The following is a 13,894-nucleotide window of genomic DNA, read 5'->3' as shown; positions in this document are numbered from 1 at the left end:
GCGAGGATCGAGGCGTACTCGCTGCCGGCCCGATCCAGATCTCCGCGCAAGTGGTGCAAGTGGGCGAGCTCCGCCCTAACCCACACGCAGCCGCCGCCGGTCCCGGCACGCCAGCCGTAACCGGGTGTGGATCGCCCGATCCTGCACCCAGGAATCCGACACCGACTAACCACTCGCCTCGCCGAGACGCCACGGGTGTGCCGCCACAGGCACATGCGGCGGACGAACACGCCCAAAAACCGACGTCTCGCGAAATTCCACAAAGGACATTCGACCGTGACGAATTCCGCAACCGATGCGCCGACCCGCGAAGACTACGCCGCCCGCCTGGTCCCGATCGCTGCTCGCCTGGTCGCCGCTGTGCACGACGAAGGCCCCGACGCCGTCCTGCGTGCCCTCAACCGCGCCCGCGCCCTACCGACGCCGGCCGACGGCACGCGCGTCGAGGATGCGCTGCCGGTGATCCTCGCCGCGATGGTCGACCCCACCCGCACCCCGCGGCAGCTTCTCGCCTGGACCAAGCGGCTCGACCAGGGCTCGGCCAAACTGCTCGTCGCCCGCCCCCGGCTGAACCCGGCGGCCGTCGAGCTCGCCCTCGCCGGCCGACTTCCCCGGCACGCTCTCACCCGCCCCGAGGTCGACGAGGCCGAGCGGATTCTGCTCCGCCGCGGCTGGACGGCCGAGGAAATCGCCGCGCACCTCGACGAGGACCAGGTCGGCAGCGAGGCGGGTGTCGCGGCATGAGGATTCGCACAATCAAGCCGGAGTTCTCGCGTTCGCAACCGGTCGCTGACCTGCCCCGCGAGGTGCGGCTGCTGTGGGTGGGGTTGTGGTCCTACGTCGACGACAACGGCGTCGGCGTCGACGACAACGGCGTCGGCGTCGACGACAACGGCGTCGGCGTCGACGACTACCGCCGGATCGCCGCCGACCTCTTCGCCCTCGACGACGACCCGGTCGAGGCCCGCGAGTTCGTTCGCGAGGGTCTCGCGACACTCTCGCGAGCCTCGCGGATCACCCGCTACACCGTCGACGACCGCGCCTACCTCCATCACAGGGTGGGAGGAACACCAGAAGATCGACCGGCCCGGCAAACCTCGCTATCCGCTACCGCCGGCCGATCTCTCACCAGCGGACGAAGACGAAACCACTGGTAGCGGATGCCCTACCGACTCCACCGAGCCGGAATTCGCGACACCCTCGCGAGACTCTCGCGAGGGTCCATCGACTGGAACAGGGGAACAGAGGAACAGGGGAAAGAACGTCGTCGTCACGCGCGTGCGTGCGCACCCGCCCGCGCACGCGAGGCACGACCACCCTCGCCCAGCTCGCCGACTCGGCCGTCAAACCCGACGCCCGCCGCATCGTCGACGCCTGGCGCAACTCCCAACCCGGTGCCGCGAAGTACCGGCCGCAGCTGATCCGGGAACTCGGCACCACCGTCGACGGACTCCTGCGCGACGGCGGCGACCCCGAGCTTGTGCAGGCCGCGCTCGTCGAGTGGGACCGACGCCCAGAGGTCCACCGGCCCGGGGCGCTGCCCTACGTCTAAGACGACGTGGTCAAAGCCGCCCGAGCATCCAACCAACCCCGCTCCGCTTCGCAAGCCGGGCGGTCGAAACGCGACGCGAAGGCGCTCGGCTGGTTCGCCCTCGCCGAGCAACTCGCCGACGAGGACACCACAGGACCGCCGGTGTTCGTCGACGCCGAACCCCTGGCCCTCACCCCAGGAGTCGCGAGATGAACGCACAGGAAGTCGCGCAGCTGCTCGGCTACGCCTCCACCCTCGACCCCAAGATCAGCGCCGACAGCGCGCTGCAAGTCCGGGCCTGGGCACAGCTACTCGACGACATCCCCGTCCACCTCGCCCGCGACGCCATCCAGGACCAACTACCGTCGATCATCCGAAACGGTCATGCCAGCCGACATCGTCGGCTACTGGCGCCAGCCCGCCGCGACGCCGCCGAGGCCAAGCACAACGCCGAACTCCGCGCCCGCAACCGGCGCCCCCTCGACATCCGACAGCTCTGTGCGATCCGCTCCGGCGTCGGCCGTGTCACCGCCGCACTCGCCGTTGCCCGCGGTGCGGATCCCGAGCACGCCGAGGCCGACGCGCATGCCCGCCGCGCCTTTCTCGCCGTGCCCTGCCCCCACTGCAAAGCCCGACCGGGCAGCCGATGCACCGGGCCGAGCGGGCGCCCGCTGACCCGAACCCCCGCGCACCCGTCCCGGCTCGACACCGCAGTCACCAACACGCAACGACGCCCGGCTGATGTTTGGCGCTCGACCGGACGCCAGCGCGCTTGCGCGCACGCGAGGAAAACCGATTCGGAGGTGCCCTGATGTACGACCTCGACGACCACCACGACGCCCGAGACAACGGCCCGCCGCGGGAAGAACCAGATTGCGGCTACTGCCTCGACCGCGGCTGCTGCGAATGCCAGCCCTGCGCACACCCCGACCACCAACCCAAACCCATGACCGCCGAGGAACTCCACCGATTCCTCACCGAGGCCCCGTTCTGATCGACCCATCGGAGGACCACGTGAATCACCACTTCCGATCCCGCGCCTGCACGAACCCCACCGTCGACCGATCCCAACTCGGCAAAGCGAACCGCCGCAAGGGACACGACGCCGAACGCGCCGTCGCCCGCTGGCTCCGCGCCAACGGCTTCCCCCACGCCGAACGCGCCGTGCGCACCGTCCACACCACCAACGACCGCCACGTCGCCGACCCCGGCGACCTCACCGGCACACCCGGCATCACCTGGCAGATCAAAGACACCGCCCGCGAAAGCCTCGACGCCTGGCTGCGCGAACTCGACGAGCAAACCGCCGCCGCCCGCGCCAACATCGGGCTGCTCGTCCACCGCCGCCGCGGCACCGCCGACCCCGGACGCTGGTGGACATGGCTACGCGTCGCCGACCTCGGCACCCTGCTCGACGCCAAAGGTCGACACCACCGCGACCGCCGACACCCAATCCGCATGGAACTCGCCCACGCCGCCGAACTGCTGCGCGCCGCAGGCTACGGCGAAGCGCACAGCGAAACCGCTTGATGGTTATCCGAAATCCGCCGCGGTAGCCGTACAGGGTTCACTTTTTTCTTTGGCGCAGGGCTCCCAGGGCCAATGAACGCCCAAGCACCGGCAACGCCGCTGCTCGCAGCAGTAACGAACAGAAAAATGACCTGCGAGGTAGTCGGGTGAGAATCGAAACCAGCGAGAACCTGCGAAGCCCCAGCCAGAGCGAGCAGCGCGCCAACAACCAGAGGCGAGAACGACAGGTTCCTCACGCGGGCGGTGTTGCACACGATCACTCCGCCCGGCCGGAGCCTTTCCAGTTCCCGCGTTGGCGGTCCGGTGCGGCATGTCGCGGGCGGGTGGATCTCGACTTCGTCGAACCCACATCAGCCGAGGCCCAGCAGTGCCGGGCGGTGTGCGCAGCCTGCCCGGTCCGCGAGCACTGCCTCGCCGAGGCCCTCGCCACCGCCGAACCCTGGGGCATCTGGGGAGGACTCGACACCGACGAACGCGAAGCCCTCGCCAAGCGGACCGGCCACCCCGAACCGGCGATCCTGCCCGCGCATGGCACGAACACCCGCTATGCACGCCATGGTTGCCGCTGTGCGCTCTGCCGGTCGGCCCACACCAACTACGAACGGCAGAGAAGAGCACGCCGGCGGCGCCGCGCGATCGAATCCCACGGTTGCCTGACTGTGGTCCCGGTGCCTCTCAACGCCGCTGAAACCACCGTAATCACTGACGAGCGAATCGATCACCCATTCCGGTAGACGCAGCGTGGCTCGCACGGCAGCAGATCGAGCCCGCAGCTAGCTTTTGGCTCGCGCACGCATCTGACCTTCCCTTTTGCACGACTGAACAGGAGTGTCCACATGAGGCGAACGAGTCGGCTCGTCGCAGTTCTGACAGGCGCCGCGGCGATAGCCGCAGCAGGCGCTACCGGTGCACAGGCCCAGAACGGAATCCTTTCCCCAGGGGGAATCCTGTCTCCCCTGATTTGTCTACCTGTGCAACAACAAGTCGGGGACAACAACCAGATCGGTGACCAAACAACCGACTGCAACCAGAGCGCGACAACGACAGCGCCATCAACGGGTGGGGGCCTTACGGGATACGAAGTCGTGTCCGATGGCCCAGTTTCGTGCGAGTCGGGGATGTCCTGTCTCAGCGTTCCTACTTGCGATGCCGGGAAAAGAGCGGTCGGCGGAGGATGGGAAGCGACTTCTCCAACACCCCAGTACCGTACATTGATCGATCAACCCGACGCTGCCGGTCAGTCGTGGGTTGTCCGGATTCAAAACGACGGCCCGGGGACGCTCACGATTTTTGCTCGTGTCGCTTGCGCGAACGTTTCCAACTGACGGACCGGACAACCGTTGTTTGGTTGGGACTCCGAACAGTAATCATTACCGAGCGAATCGATCACCCGTTCCGTTAGAGGCAGGGTTACCCGCACGGCAGCAGATCGAGTCCGCAGCTAGCTTCTGGCACGCACAAGGTTCTGGCCTTCCCTTTTGCACGACTGAACAGGAGTGTCCACATGAGGCGAACGAGTCGGCTCGTCGCAGTACTGATGGGCGCCGCAGCGATGGCCGCGGCAGGTGGTACCGGCGCACAGGCCCAGGGTGGGATCCTATCTCCCGGCGGAATCCTGTCCCCCCTAATTTGCCTTCCCGTCCAACAACAAGTGGGCGACAACAACCAGATCGGTGACCAAACAACCAACTGCAACCAGAGCTCAACAACCACGCCTCCCACTCCCCCACCAGACGGGGGCGAAATTACTGGATTCATGGAAGTCTTCAGCTTTCCCAGCACGACGGTGCCCCCAAGGGGTGAAGCGACGGCAACTGCGCAGTGTCCTGCCGGAAAGGTGGCGCTCGGCGGAGGATATCTTACCGGTGCACCAAGTCTACAGTTCACGTCCGAGCGGCCCACCGCCGACGGTACTGGTTGGATGGTTAGGGCTTTTAACCCCACGGATACCCCCGGCCTGGGTTTCGGTGCGGTTGCCAATTGCTACGACAGGGCGGTCTAGAACAGAAACGCGTTGATCTTTCGTCCCGAACTCCAGATTCATACAGAAAGCACCTCCACGTACCGGAACCACAGCAGATCTCTCCGCAGGGGCGGCTTCAGCTTTTCACCGGCTGCCCCTGCGCGGGTCGGAAACCCAGTCCCACCCCGATGATTGGCGACATGTGCCTGCTGCGGTGACACGGAGGCTCGACGCTCAAGTGCGTGATCACATGTAGTGTTCCCTCTTGCAGCAACCCGGTCACCGGCGGCAACCTCTGCGGCGCGTGCCTCGGCAGGCTCGACGCCGACCTCGCCGCGGTCGCCGACCTGGTCGCCGAGCTCGACACCACGATCATCCGGCAAGCCCGAACCGGGCAGCGTGTCGGAGCTCGCCCAACCGAGGAGCCCCTGCCGTTCAACACCTCCGCATCGGAGATCCGCGACGACCTGCGCAACGTGCTGTCGACGTGGGTCCGCGACCTGTGGGAGATCTACGGTCCGCGACGCCAGGTACCGACCGGCGAAGTCGCCGCCGACGGCACCCCGGTCGTCGCCGCCGAGCTCGACTCGCTCGACCTCGCCGACGAGCTGCCAGACATGGCGGCGTGGCTGCGGCGACACCCATCGTGGATCGCCCCGCACCAGGCCGCCGGCGAGCTGGTCGACGAGATCCTCGACGCCATCGGACGTGCCCGCCGCGCAATCGACTTGCCGCCTGAGCTTGTCTACTGCGGGCCGTGCCCGGTCTGCGGCACCGACCTCTACGCCCGGCCCGATCGAGGAACCGTGGTGTGCCGGGGCTGCGAGGAACGGCACGAGGTCACCGAGCGACGCGAGGTGCTGCTCGACCTTGCCCGCGACCAGCTCGCCACCGCCGCGGAGATCGCCCGGGCACTGCCCGGATTGCTCGGCAGGGAACTGTCGGCGAACACGGTGCGGACGTGGGCACCCACCGGTCGCTTGGCCAAGCGGGCGCCGGATGCGCAGGGCCGACCGCGGTACCGCGTTGGTGACGTCATCGACCTGGCGCTCAGCTAGCGAGCCAGCCTGGGCAGCTCCCGCTGCACGCGGGCGAGGTAACTGATTTGCCCTATCTCGTAGGGGGTGTTGCGTACCTGACTCGTAGCGACATTGATTGCCATTCCGCTAAGCGTGCCCAACGCCCACCCAGCGCCCGGCACAAGTTTCTCGCCGGCCGCAGAAGCAGCTAAGGCGATCACCACCGACAGGGACCGGTACATCCAGGTGATCTTTCGGGCTCGCCCGGCGGCTTCCAGTTCACGGACGGCATCAGCAAGATAACCGCTCACCATCCGATACACGTCGTGCGGATAGTCGGGGTTACGCTGCAGGCCGTTCACGAGCATGTCCACGGCCAGTATCAGTCGCCCACGTTCGTCCTCGTGGCGCTGACGAAACTCAATCAGACGCGCGAGGTCCGTGCCTGGCGACGGCACGGGCAACAACGCACCCAGCTCGACTTCCCAGGATGGCAACGCTGGCTCGTAGGACAAGCTCGACCGGACGCGGGAAGGCAGCTCATGCGCGGCGCGGTGCGCGATCTCTCGGTCGGTGAACGGCACGACCTTCGTTTCCCTGCGACTTTCGTAGTCAGCAAGATAACGAGCCAGAGTGCTTACGACGACAAACGACACCATCCGAGGAACTCGCAGTTCCGAGAACCGGTCGGTGGGATCTGCTCGCTGGGCCAACCCTCTGTTCAGCAAAATCCTTTCGATCGCAGGGCCGATCTTTGCCGGATAGAGGAACGAATCGGACCGATCGGGCATCAACTCGTGCGGCGGAGTCTTCCGTTGAAGTTCGTCGAGAGCCGTCTCTATGATCGGCTCGTCGTCACCTCGTGCGGATAGGCCCAAGCCCTGCCGCTCAATCTCCATCGGACGGTAGAGTCCCGCGTCCCGCAACCGTAACAGCTCGGGCGTGACAAGCTTTTCGTACTGTGCAGGAACAATCGTGGCCAGCCGGTCCCAGTACAGCACTGCCTGATGCAGTGCAGCCTCGCTCGGACTGACGTGCGGGTAGTACAGCATCACAGACATCGGCGCCTCCCAGCTCCGAGCACGCTATCGGTGCGCCTGGTCGACCGTCAGCGCGTCGAGCGAGTGTTACCCGGATTCAGCAAGCCTGTGCCAAAATGATGATCAGCAGCGGGTGAGCTGTACCCGCATCAGGATCCGCCCCGGAGGCACTCCCCCTCGCTTCCGGGGCTTCTGCAGTTCAGGGCGAGGTGATCCACATGTCTCGCCCGATCACCGACGCAGACCGGCAGCGCGTGCGGGAACTGCACGCGCAGGGCAAGACCCGCAACGACATCGCACGCGAGATCGGCCGTTCGCCCTCGACCGTGTCCAGACTCGCCCACGCCGCCGGTCTGTCCTTCGACCGCTCGAAAACCGCCGCCGCCACGCAGGCGAAGCAGCGCGACAACGCCGCCCGGAGAGCCGACCTTGTCAGGCGTCTGTACGGGCGTGGCGAGGCGAACCTCGGCCGGCTCGAAGCGCCGCGGTACAAGTTCACCACCGCGACGGTGAACGGGATCGAGACTAAAGTGCTCGACCACGTCCCGGCGCAATGGGCGCACACGGGCCGACTCGCCAAGCGGGCGCCGGATGCGCAGGGCCGACCGCGGTACCGGGTCGGCGAGGTCATCGACCTGCCCTGTCGACGCCGTCGCGAGCCGCAACTTCCGGAATCAGCCCGCTCAGTGGCCGCAGCGTGCGAGCATGAACCGATGGGTGGACTACGAACAATCGGCGAATATTGGAAAAAACAGCCCCCATCAAAGCGCTGGCAACTAACCATGTCAGTCGGCGTCCTCGCCTGTGCGCTGCTGGACATGGTCCTGCTGGCCATCGATGCTTCGAAGCCAGCCCACTGGACCCTCGCCACCGTCTGGGTCCTGTGGATCGTGACCACCGCGGCCGTCAGCATCCGGGCAAAGCGACGAGAAGGGCAGCAGTAGACAGCCAACGGGCGGATTCGGGCGAAAGGGACCTTCGCCCAGCGAAACCCGACCAAGCTCGGATGAAAGTGCCGTTCACTCCTCCACTGCGCGTGTTACCCGCACACGCTCATCCTGTGCCAAAATGCCGATCAGCAGCGGGTGAGGTGTACCGGCACCCCAGCCTCGGCCCCGGAAGTGACCCCTAGGCTTCCGGGGCTTTCTGCCGTTCAGAGTGGCGATGCACCGTTTCCCTCCCCCTTACCTACGGCCCCCCGTATCCTCACGCGCGTGGGGCATGGGCAAGGCGACAGCAGCGAGCGGAACGGGCAAGGTGACAGCCACAGCGGGACCGGGATCGACAACGAAATCTCGGGCGGACACTTTGCGGGGCCTGTAGGCCAATTCGGTTACGTCCACGGCGACGTGAACCTGAATCCGCCAAGAAGCCCCGAAGAGGCAGCATTCCGAGCCCGATACATGGCCAAGATGCAGGAAGCATGGGACGCCGAGGAGCGGGCCAAGACCGAGGGGCCCGGCGGCTGCGCAATCGCTATGTTGATCTTTGCAATCGTGTTCTTCGTTTTCTGGGTCATCTGGATGATCGACATTGTCTCCAAGACCGGGCTCATGCCGTAGCCCTTCCTTGCAGGAGCACCGGGAGGGGGTGACCGCATGGCCACCGACCGCCCCATCACCGACTCGGACCGGGCTCGCGTGCGCGAGCTGCACGAACAGGGCAGGATCCGCAACCACATCGCGAAAACCTTGGGTCGCTCGCCCTCGACCGTGTCGAAGCTCGCCCGCGAGCTCGGCCTGTCCTTCGACTGCACCAAGACCGCCGCCGCCACCGCCGCACCCGGCGGGCCGATCTCGTCGGCCGGTTGTACGGCCGTGGCGAGGCGATTCTCGATCGGGTGGAGGCGCCGCACTACAAGTTCACGGCAACCAGCATCAACGGGATCGAGACCAAGGTGCTCGACCACGTGCCCGCACCAGAAGAGAAGGCACTCGCGTCGTCGATCGCCAGCCACCTCGCCAGCGCGGCGAAGCTAGAAGCCATCGACGCCCACAAGGGCACCGAAGCCGCGAAATCCATGCTCGGCGGGCTCGCCGCCGCCCTCGGTATTCGGATCACTGCCGGTGATGAGTGAGCTACCGCTTTCGATCGGTCCGCATCTACCCGTTGGGAGGTGCGGCTGTGCCACGAGCACGATGCAACGTGGGCGAGTGCGACCAGCAATCACGGGCTCGCGGTATGTGCCAGAAGCATTGGCGCCGCTGGAAGTTGTACGGCGACCCGAACTTCACCAAGCTCATCCGGGGCGACGACACTGCGCGATTCGCCTCCAAGTACACCGTCGACGACAACGGCTGCTGGCTGTGGACCGGACGCATCGACAAGGACGGATACGACAAGTTCCGCACTCCGCAAGCATGGCGTTTCGCGCACCGAGTCGGCTACGCAATGCACGTCGGCTCGATCCCGACTGGTCTGCACCTTGACCACCTGTGCCGGGTCCGCAACTGCGTCAATCCCGCTCACCTTGAAACGGTCACACCCCGGGAAAACACTCTGCGCGGCGAACCCGCGAACCGTACGCACTGCCCGCGAGGCCACGAGTACACGCCACAGAACACCAGCGGCACCGGCCGCACATGCGTGACCTGCAACCGAGCCCGGAACAGGAGACGGCGTGAACGCCGACGCGATGCCGCTGTCACCCAAGCAGATTGACGCAATCCGGCACTCCACACGCCGCGTGACCATCTACACCGGTGCGATCCGGTCGGGCAAGACGATCGCCAGCCTGCTGCGATTCTTGATCTACGTTGCCGACGCCCCTCGCGGCGGCCAGCTCGTTGTCGTCGGCCGCACCCGCGACTCGGTGGCCCGACATTGCCGCCGCAAGCGCTGATCTGGTGTTTTCTGAACCGCCCCGGATCACCGTCGACACCCCGCGGGCGCAGGCGCGGCTCGACGACATCCTCAACACCCCCACCATCCACAGTGGACTATTGGAGGGCGCAGAGGTCGCCGCCGCGTTGGGCGGGGTGTTCCCGCGGGTGGTGTGGGATGCCGAGCTCGAAGGGCACGCGATGCTCGACACGGTCGACGCCGACGCCGCCGTGCCCGAATGGCGCTGGAAACGGCTCGCGGGGGTGACGTTCTGGCACACCTTCGACGCCGACGGCCCCGGCGTGCTGCGCCACCTCGAACGCCACGAGCCCGGCCGCATCCTGCACTTCCTGCACCGGGGCAGTGACACCGAGCTCGGCGCACCGGTCCCGCTCGACGAGCACCCCGCGACCTATCTGGCAGCCCAGATCAGCATCCAGCGCTGCCCGCAATCACGCCGCTACTACGACCAGAAACGCGCCGCAGGCAAGAAACACACCCAGGCCATCCTCTGCCTGGCCCGACGCCGCTCGAACGTGCTGTGGGCCATGCTGCGCGACCATGAACCCTTCCACCCCGAACGCACAGACCTCCCCGGCGAAGGTCCCCTGCTCGCCGCGTAGCCTCCCCGTCTGGGCTCGCCCGACCAAATCCGGCGCGCCCGATTAGCCCCCGGTGAGTGAGATTTTCATCGGACCAGGCATGTGAGACACCACAGGTCCAGCTCACGATCCGTCCGCCGGCCCGGCGTGTCGTGTCCAGTGGGGGTTCCCTCAGCGAGACGCTCATTCGGGTTCTTGGGCAGGGGGTCGCGCCGCGCGTAACTGGATGGCCAGCCCTGCGGAGCGGGTTGGGGGCTGCCAGGTCCAGGTTTCGGTATCGGTAAATCCGGCCTCACGGGTCTCGTGGAGGAGCTGGTCAGCCCCGCCGCCTAGCCAGCGCTCGTGTGCAGAGAGCACAAGTCGGCCGCCGGGTCGCAGGACGCGGCACAGCTCGGCGAATCCCGCCGCGCGGTCGGGCCAGAACATGATGTTGTTGACCGAGACGACGACGTCGGCGACAGCATCGGGCAGGCCGGTCTGTTCGACGGAGCGTTCATACAGCTCCAGCCGCAGCAGCCCAGCTCGAGTCAGGTGGGCACACCGGCGCCGGCATGCGGCGAGCATCACCGGCGAGGGATCGACCGCGATCACGTGACCGGCGGCCTCGGCGGCGAGGACGCCGACGCCCGGGCCCGGTCCCACGACCAGCACCGTCTCGCCGGGCTGGGGAACAGCCACCGCGACGACGTGGCGTTCGGTGGCGGCGTTGCCGTAGGCCATCAACCGCCCACCCAGCCGCCCCAGCATCCCCTCGGGGCGCCCGAAGGCCTTCCGCAACACAAGGTCGGACCAGGTTGGCTTCGGTGTACTCACGGTCGCGCTCCAACGATTCGCCCAGACCGCGCGAGTCGACGGATCCGGGCCCAGAGCACGGACCGGACCAACCACAGGTGCACCGTCACCAGGCCGAGCACCAGGTAGCTGATCCCGCCGTGCCAAACGTACTGGGCGGGTACCCCGGCCCAGCGCAGCAACCCGGTCACCGCCATCGCAGACGCCGCGGCGAACAAGGCGCCGTAGAAGGCCACGTGGCGGGCTCGTCGACTGCGCACCAGCTGGCGCCGGCGGGTGCACAGATGCACCCCGACCAGTCCGATCAGCACGAACCCGGCGGTCACGTGCGCCCAGGCGACCGCGACGGTGGCCGAGCACAGCACCAGTACCAGCATCACTGGCACGTCCGTCCACAGCCGCACGCGCCGACGTGTCTGGTCACTGCGTCCGGAACTAGCTTGCGAAGGCATGGCTTTACTCTGTCGGTTCAAGCTGGCTTGAAGTCAAATGAAGACATGGACCTCATCCCCATCGGCGCGGCCGCCCAACGGCTCGACCTCGCCACCTCGACCCTTCGTTACTACGACGAGCGCGGCCTGGTTCCCGCAGCGACACGGAAGCACGGGAAACGCATGTACGGACTTGACCAGCTACGTCGCCTGGCCTTCATCAAGCTCGTCCAACACCTGGGTATCCCCCTGAAGACCGCGGCCAGCATTCTCGATACGTCCGGCCCTCGGTGGCGTGAGGCGGTACGCGAGGAAACCGCGAAGCTGGATGAGCTCATCGAACGGGCCCAAGGAGCTCGAACCTTCCTGACCCACTCCCTGGAATGCCCGCACGCACACCCCGTGCAGGACTGTCCAAACATGATCTCGGCATTGGACCAGCTCACCGCAGGAGCGACCATGGACCAACTCCGACAGCAATACACCTGACCTCGTCTCGCAAACTGATCGACCGATGATTCTCGCGCTCGTGCGCAGTCTCCATCGGTGTCAGCCGATCCAACCTGGAGGTCCCAATGCCCGATGCCCTGGCTCGCGCCACCTTGTGGTCTGCTGCCCACACCGAACGCGCCGCTCTGGCCGATGACCTCGCTGACCTTAACGAGGCGCAGTGGGCGCAGCGGTCGCTGTGCGGACGGTGGGTGGTCGAGGAGGTCGTCGCCCACCTCACGGCGGCGGCGAGCACCGGCGCGCTACGTTGGTTTGCCAGCGTCCTGGGTGCACAGTTCAACTTCGACCTGCACAACGACCGGCGCCTGGCCGAGTACCGAGGCGCGACCCCAGCCGAGACCCTCAAGCGGTTTCAGGAGGTCATCACCAGCACGACCTCGGCGCCCGGGCCCACTGCGGCGTGGCTCGGTGAGGTGGTGGTGCACGCCCAGGACATCCGGCGTCCGCTCGGGCTCGTGCGCACACCCTCAGTTGAGGCGGTCACCGCGGTCGCTCGCTTCTACGCCCAGCGGGACTTCACTGTGGCCAGCCGCAGCACCATCAAAGGTCTTCGCCTCGAGGCGACGGACGGGCCCTTCTCGACCGGGGCCGGCCCGCTGGTCAGCGGCACGACCCTGGCACTCACTATGGCCATGGCTGGTCGCCGTGCCTACTGTGACGACCTCACCGGACCGGGCGTGCCTACAGTGCGGGACCGTTGCACATCCGCCTAACTGCGCTCTAGAAGCGTTCGCTGACGGATCCCCTAGCGGACACGATCAGACCGCCATGACGGAACCGCAGACCGGACTGGCCCCAGCCTTCGAACACTCGGAGAGTTGACAGGCAGATTGGGATTCCCCGCGGCGTGCGCGACGTGGGTCTCGAACTGTGCGAGAAGCTGATCACGGAGGCCGAAGAGATCGAACAACGAATGTCACCGCCCGAACGCCCCATCAGCTGATCGTCCGAAAAGAATCCGCTCCACAGGCGCGGGGATGAGCCCGTGTTGATCACGCATGTTCGCGGCGGTGCCCGGTGCTCGGGCTGCCCGCCAAGCAGCCGCAGCCGGTGCGCGATCTGGTCCGCGTCGAACAGTTCGCTGAACGCGATGTCACAGCCCAGGATGTTGCTTCCAGCGGCAGCGACGAGAAGCGCACTGTCGGGAGCACTGATCCGGAGGTTCTTCCCCGTCTCGTAGGCCACGGTCTTGGTGCCCTGCAAGAAGAACAGGTGCCCGTTGTGGCTCACCTACGCGATCTGCACAGACGAACGGGGCCTGGAGAGGGTGGACTCAGTCAGCGCCGCGCGAACGTGCTGAGCTGTTGCTATCCCAAGTGGTCTCGGCTGGCAATCACTTATTGGTTTCAGGGCTTCGACTGTCCCGCGACCGCATCAAGCGAGTCCGTGCCCGCGTCGAGCATGCCCTGGCGCACATGAAGTCCTGGAACATCCTGCGCAACTCCCCGACGCAAACGTGACGGTGTCTGGCACGCCGCCAGGGGCGTGGCCCTGATGCGCAACCTCGCCATGACTCACTGAAGCCAACCTCCACCACACGGGCCACGTATCCCTTGCGCACCACCAATACTTGATCATTACGGGACTGCGATGATCGGTTATGCCGTCCCCTACTCGGGTCTGACTCTTTACGGGACCGGCTTCGTGCCTTCA

General features: G+C 66.5%; 20 protein-coding genes and 2 pseudogenes. 18 read left to right on the top strand and 4 right to left on the bottom strand.

The annotated features are described in order from the left end of the window. The first annotated feature begins 276 nt into the window (after positions 1–276). The 9 genes from MOQ72_RS42655 to MOQ72_RS42615 all read left to right on the top strand — a co-directional run bounded on the left by MOQ72_RS42655 (position 277) and on the right by MOQ72_RS42615 (position 6,082). Positions 277–744 (top strand): hypothetical protein, encoded by a 468-nt coding sequence (locus MOQ72_RS42655; RefSeq protein WP_242191740.1) that lies wholly within the window; start codon positions 277–279, stop codon positions 742–744. Then, positions 741–1,157 carry a hypothetical protein gene (locus MOQ72_RS42650; protein WP_242191739.1) on the top strand — a complete coding sequence of 139 codons (417 nt, stop codon included), beginning with the start codon at positions 741–743 and terminating at the stop codon, positions 1,155–1,157. The genes MOQ72_RS42655 and MOQ72_RS42650 overlap by 4 nt, the downstream gene beginning before the upstream one ends. 125 nt (positions 1,158–1,282) lie before the next feature. After that, entirely contained in the window at positions 1,283–1,552 is a 270-nt protein-coding gene (locus MOQ72_RS42645) for a hypothetical protein (RefSeq protein ID WP_242191737.1), read from the top strand. 6 nt (positions 1,553–1,558) lie between these two features. Next, a complete protein-coding gene (locus MOQ72_RS42640; protein ID WP_242191735.1) occupies positions 1,559–1,744 on the top strand; it encodes a hypothetical protein in 186 nt (61 codons plus the stop codon). Continuing rightward, positions 1,741–2,343: a zinc finger domain-containing protein gene (locus tag MOQ72_RS42635; RefSeq protein ID WP_242191733.1), complete on the top strand. Its 603-nt coding sequence runs from the start codon at positions 1,741–1,743 to the stop codon at positions 2,341–2,343. Before MOQ72_RS42640 ends, MOQ72_RS42635 begins: the two co-directional genes overlap by 4 nt. Next, positions 2,343–2,525: a hypothetical protein gene (locus MOQ72_RS42630; RefSeq protein ID WP_242191731.1), complete on the top strand. Its 183-nt coding sequence runs from the start codon at positions 2,343–2,345 to the stop codon at positions 2,523–2,525. Before MOQ72_RS42635 ends, MOQ72_RS42630 begins: the two co-directional genes overlap by 1 nt. 20 nt (positions 2,526–2,545) lie before the next feature. Then, complete coding sequence (locus tag MOQ72_RS42625; protein ID WP_242191729.1) at positions 2,546–3,061, top strand: hypothetical protein; 516 nt, start codon at positions 2,546–2,548, stop codon at positions 3,059–3,061. 146 nt (positions 3,062–3,207) lie between these two features. Then, entirely contained in the window at positions 3,208–3,795 is a 588-nt protein-coding gene (locus MOQ72_RS45040; RefSeq protein WP_308198068.1) for a WhiB family transcriptional regulator, read from the top strand. 1,471 nt (positions 3,796–5,266) lie between these two features. Further along, complete coding sequence (locus MOQ72_RS42615; RefSeq protein WP_242191727.1) at positions 5,267–6,082, top strand: hypothetical protein; 816 nt, start codon at positions 5,267–5,269, stop codon at positions 6,080–6,082. On the opposite strand, the gene MOQ72_RS42610 is transcribed toward MOQ72_RS42615, so the two are convergent. Beyond that, complete coding sequence (locus MOQ72_RS42610; protein WP_242191725.1) at positions 6,079–7,104, bottom strand: DUF6236 family protein; 1,026 nt, start codon at positions 7,102–7,104, stop codon at positions 6,079–6,081. The genes MOQ72_RS42615 and MOQ72_RS42610 overlap by 4 nt on opposite strands. 197 nt (positions 7,105–7,301) lie before the next feature. Here MOQ72_RS42610 and MOQ72_RS42605 point away from each other — a divergent pair, with 197 nt between their 5' ends. The 7 genes and pseudogenes from MOQ72_RS42605 to MOQ72_RS42585 all read left to right on the top strand — a co-directional run. Continuing rightward, on the top strand, positions 7,302–8,027 hold the full coding sequence (locus MOQ72_RS42605; protein ID WP_277955504.1) for a helix-turn-helix domain-containing protein: 726 nt from the start codon (positions 7,302–7,304) through the stop codon (positions 8,025–8,027). 270 nt (positions 8,028–8,297) lie between these two features. Next, entirely contained in the window at positions 8,298–8,645 is a 348-nt protein-coding gene (locus MOQ72_RS42600) for a hypothetical protein (protein ID WP_242191722.1), read from the top strand. Positions 8,646–8,681: 36 nt separating this feature from the next. After that, positions 8,682–8,792 (top strand): annotated as a pseudogene (locus MOQ72_RS45955) (hypothetical protein); the annotation flags it as partial. Between the two features lie 98 nt (positions 8,793–8,890). After that, positions 8,891–9,160: a hypothetical protein gene (locus MOQ72_RS42595; protein ID WP_242191720.1), complete on the top strand. Its 270-nt coding sequence runs from the start codon at positions 8,891–8,893 to the stop codon at positions 9,158–9,160. 104 nt (positions 9,161–9,264) lie between these two features. After that, on the top strand, positions 9,265–9,744 hold the full coding sequence (locus MOQ72_RS45950) for an HNH endonuclease signature motif containing protein (RefSeq protein ID WP_372495649.1): 480 nt from the start codon (positions 9,265–9,267) through the stop codon (positions 9,742–9,744). After that, positions 9,704–9,925: a hypothetical protein gene (locus MOQ72_RS42590; RefSeq protein WP_242191719.1), complete on the top strand. Its 222-nt coding sequence runs from the start codon at positions 9,704–9,706 to the stop codon at positions 9,923–9,925. The genes MOQ72_RS45950 and MOQ72_RS42590 overlap by 41 nt, the downstream gene beginning before the upstream one ends. Before the next feature lie 388 nt (positions 9,926–10,313). After that, positions 10,314–10,529: pseudogene (locus MOQ72_RS42585) on the top strand (IS110 family transposase); the annotation flags it as partial. A gap of 162 nt (positions 10,530–10,691) precedes the next feature. Here MOQ72_RS42585 and MOQ72_RS42580 read toward each other — a convergent pair. Both MOQ72_RS42580 and MOQ72_RS42575 read right to left on the bottom strand, forming a co-directional pair. Further along, complete coding sequence (locus MOQ72_RS42580; RefSeq protein ID WP_308198067.1) at positions 10,692–11,321, bottom strand: class I SAM-dependent methyltransferase; 630 nt, start codon at positions 11,319–11,321, stop codon at positions 10,692–10,694. Continuing rightward, the gene (locus tag MOQ72_RS42575; protein WP_242191717.1) at positions 11,318–11,752 is read right to left on the bottom strand and encodes a hypothetical protein; all 435 of its coding nucleotides are present in this window, start codon (positions 11,750–11,752) and stop codon (positions 11,318–11,320) included. Before MOQ72_RS42575 ends, MOQ72_RS42580 begins: the two co-directional genes overlap by 4 nt. A gap of 45 nt (positions 11,753–11,797) precedes the next feature. Between MOQ72_RS42575 and MOQ72_RS42570 the strand changes: the two genes are divergently transcribed. Further along, on the top strand, positions 11,798–12,220 hold the full coding sequence (locus MOQ72_RS42570; protein WP_242191715.1) for a MerR family transcriptional regulator: 423 nt from the start codon (positions 11,798–11,800) through the stop codon (positions 12,218–12,220). 86 nt (positions 12,221–12,306) lie between these two features. Continuing rightward, positions 12,307–12,954: a maleylpyruvate isomerase family mycothiol-dependent enzyme gene (locus MOQ72_RS42565; protein WP_242191713.1), complete on the top strand. Its 648-nt coding sequence runs from the start codon at positions 12,307–12,309 to the stop codon at positions 12,952–12,954. 7 nt (positions 12,955–12,961) lie between these two features. Here MOQ72_RS42565 and MOQ72_RS42560 read toward each other — a convergent pair whose 3' ends face one another. Continuing rightward, the gene (locus tag MOQ72_RS42560) at positions 12,962–13,471 is read right to left on the bottom strand and encodes a PALP domain-containing protein (RefSeq protein WP_242191711.1); all 510 of its coding nucleotides are present in this window, start codon (positions 13,469–13,471) and stop codon (positions 12,962–12,964) included. Positions 13,472–13,894: the final 423 nt, after the last annotated feature.

Source organism: Saccharopolyspora soli (genome assembly GCF_022678645.1).
In the GTDB taxonomy this organism is placed as follows: Bacteria; Actinomycetota; Actinomycetes; order Mycobacteriales; family Pseudonocardiaceae; genus Saccharopolyspora; species Saccharopolyspora soli.
Note: the sequence above shows the minus strand (reverse complement) of the source record. Positions and strands in the feature narration are given on the sequence as shown.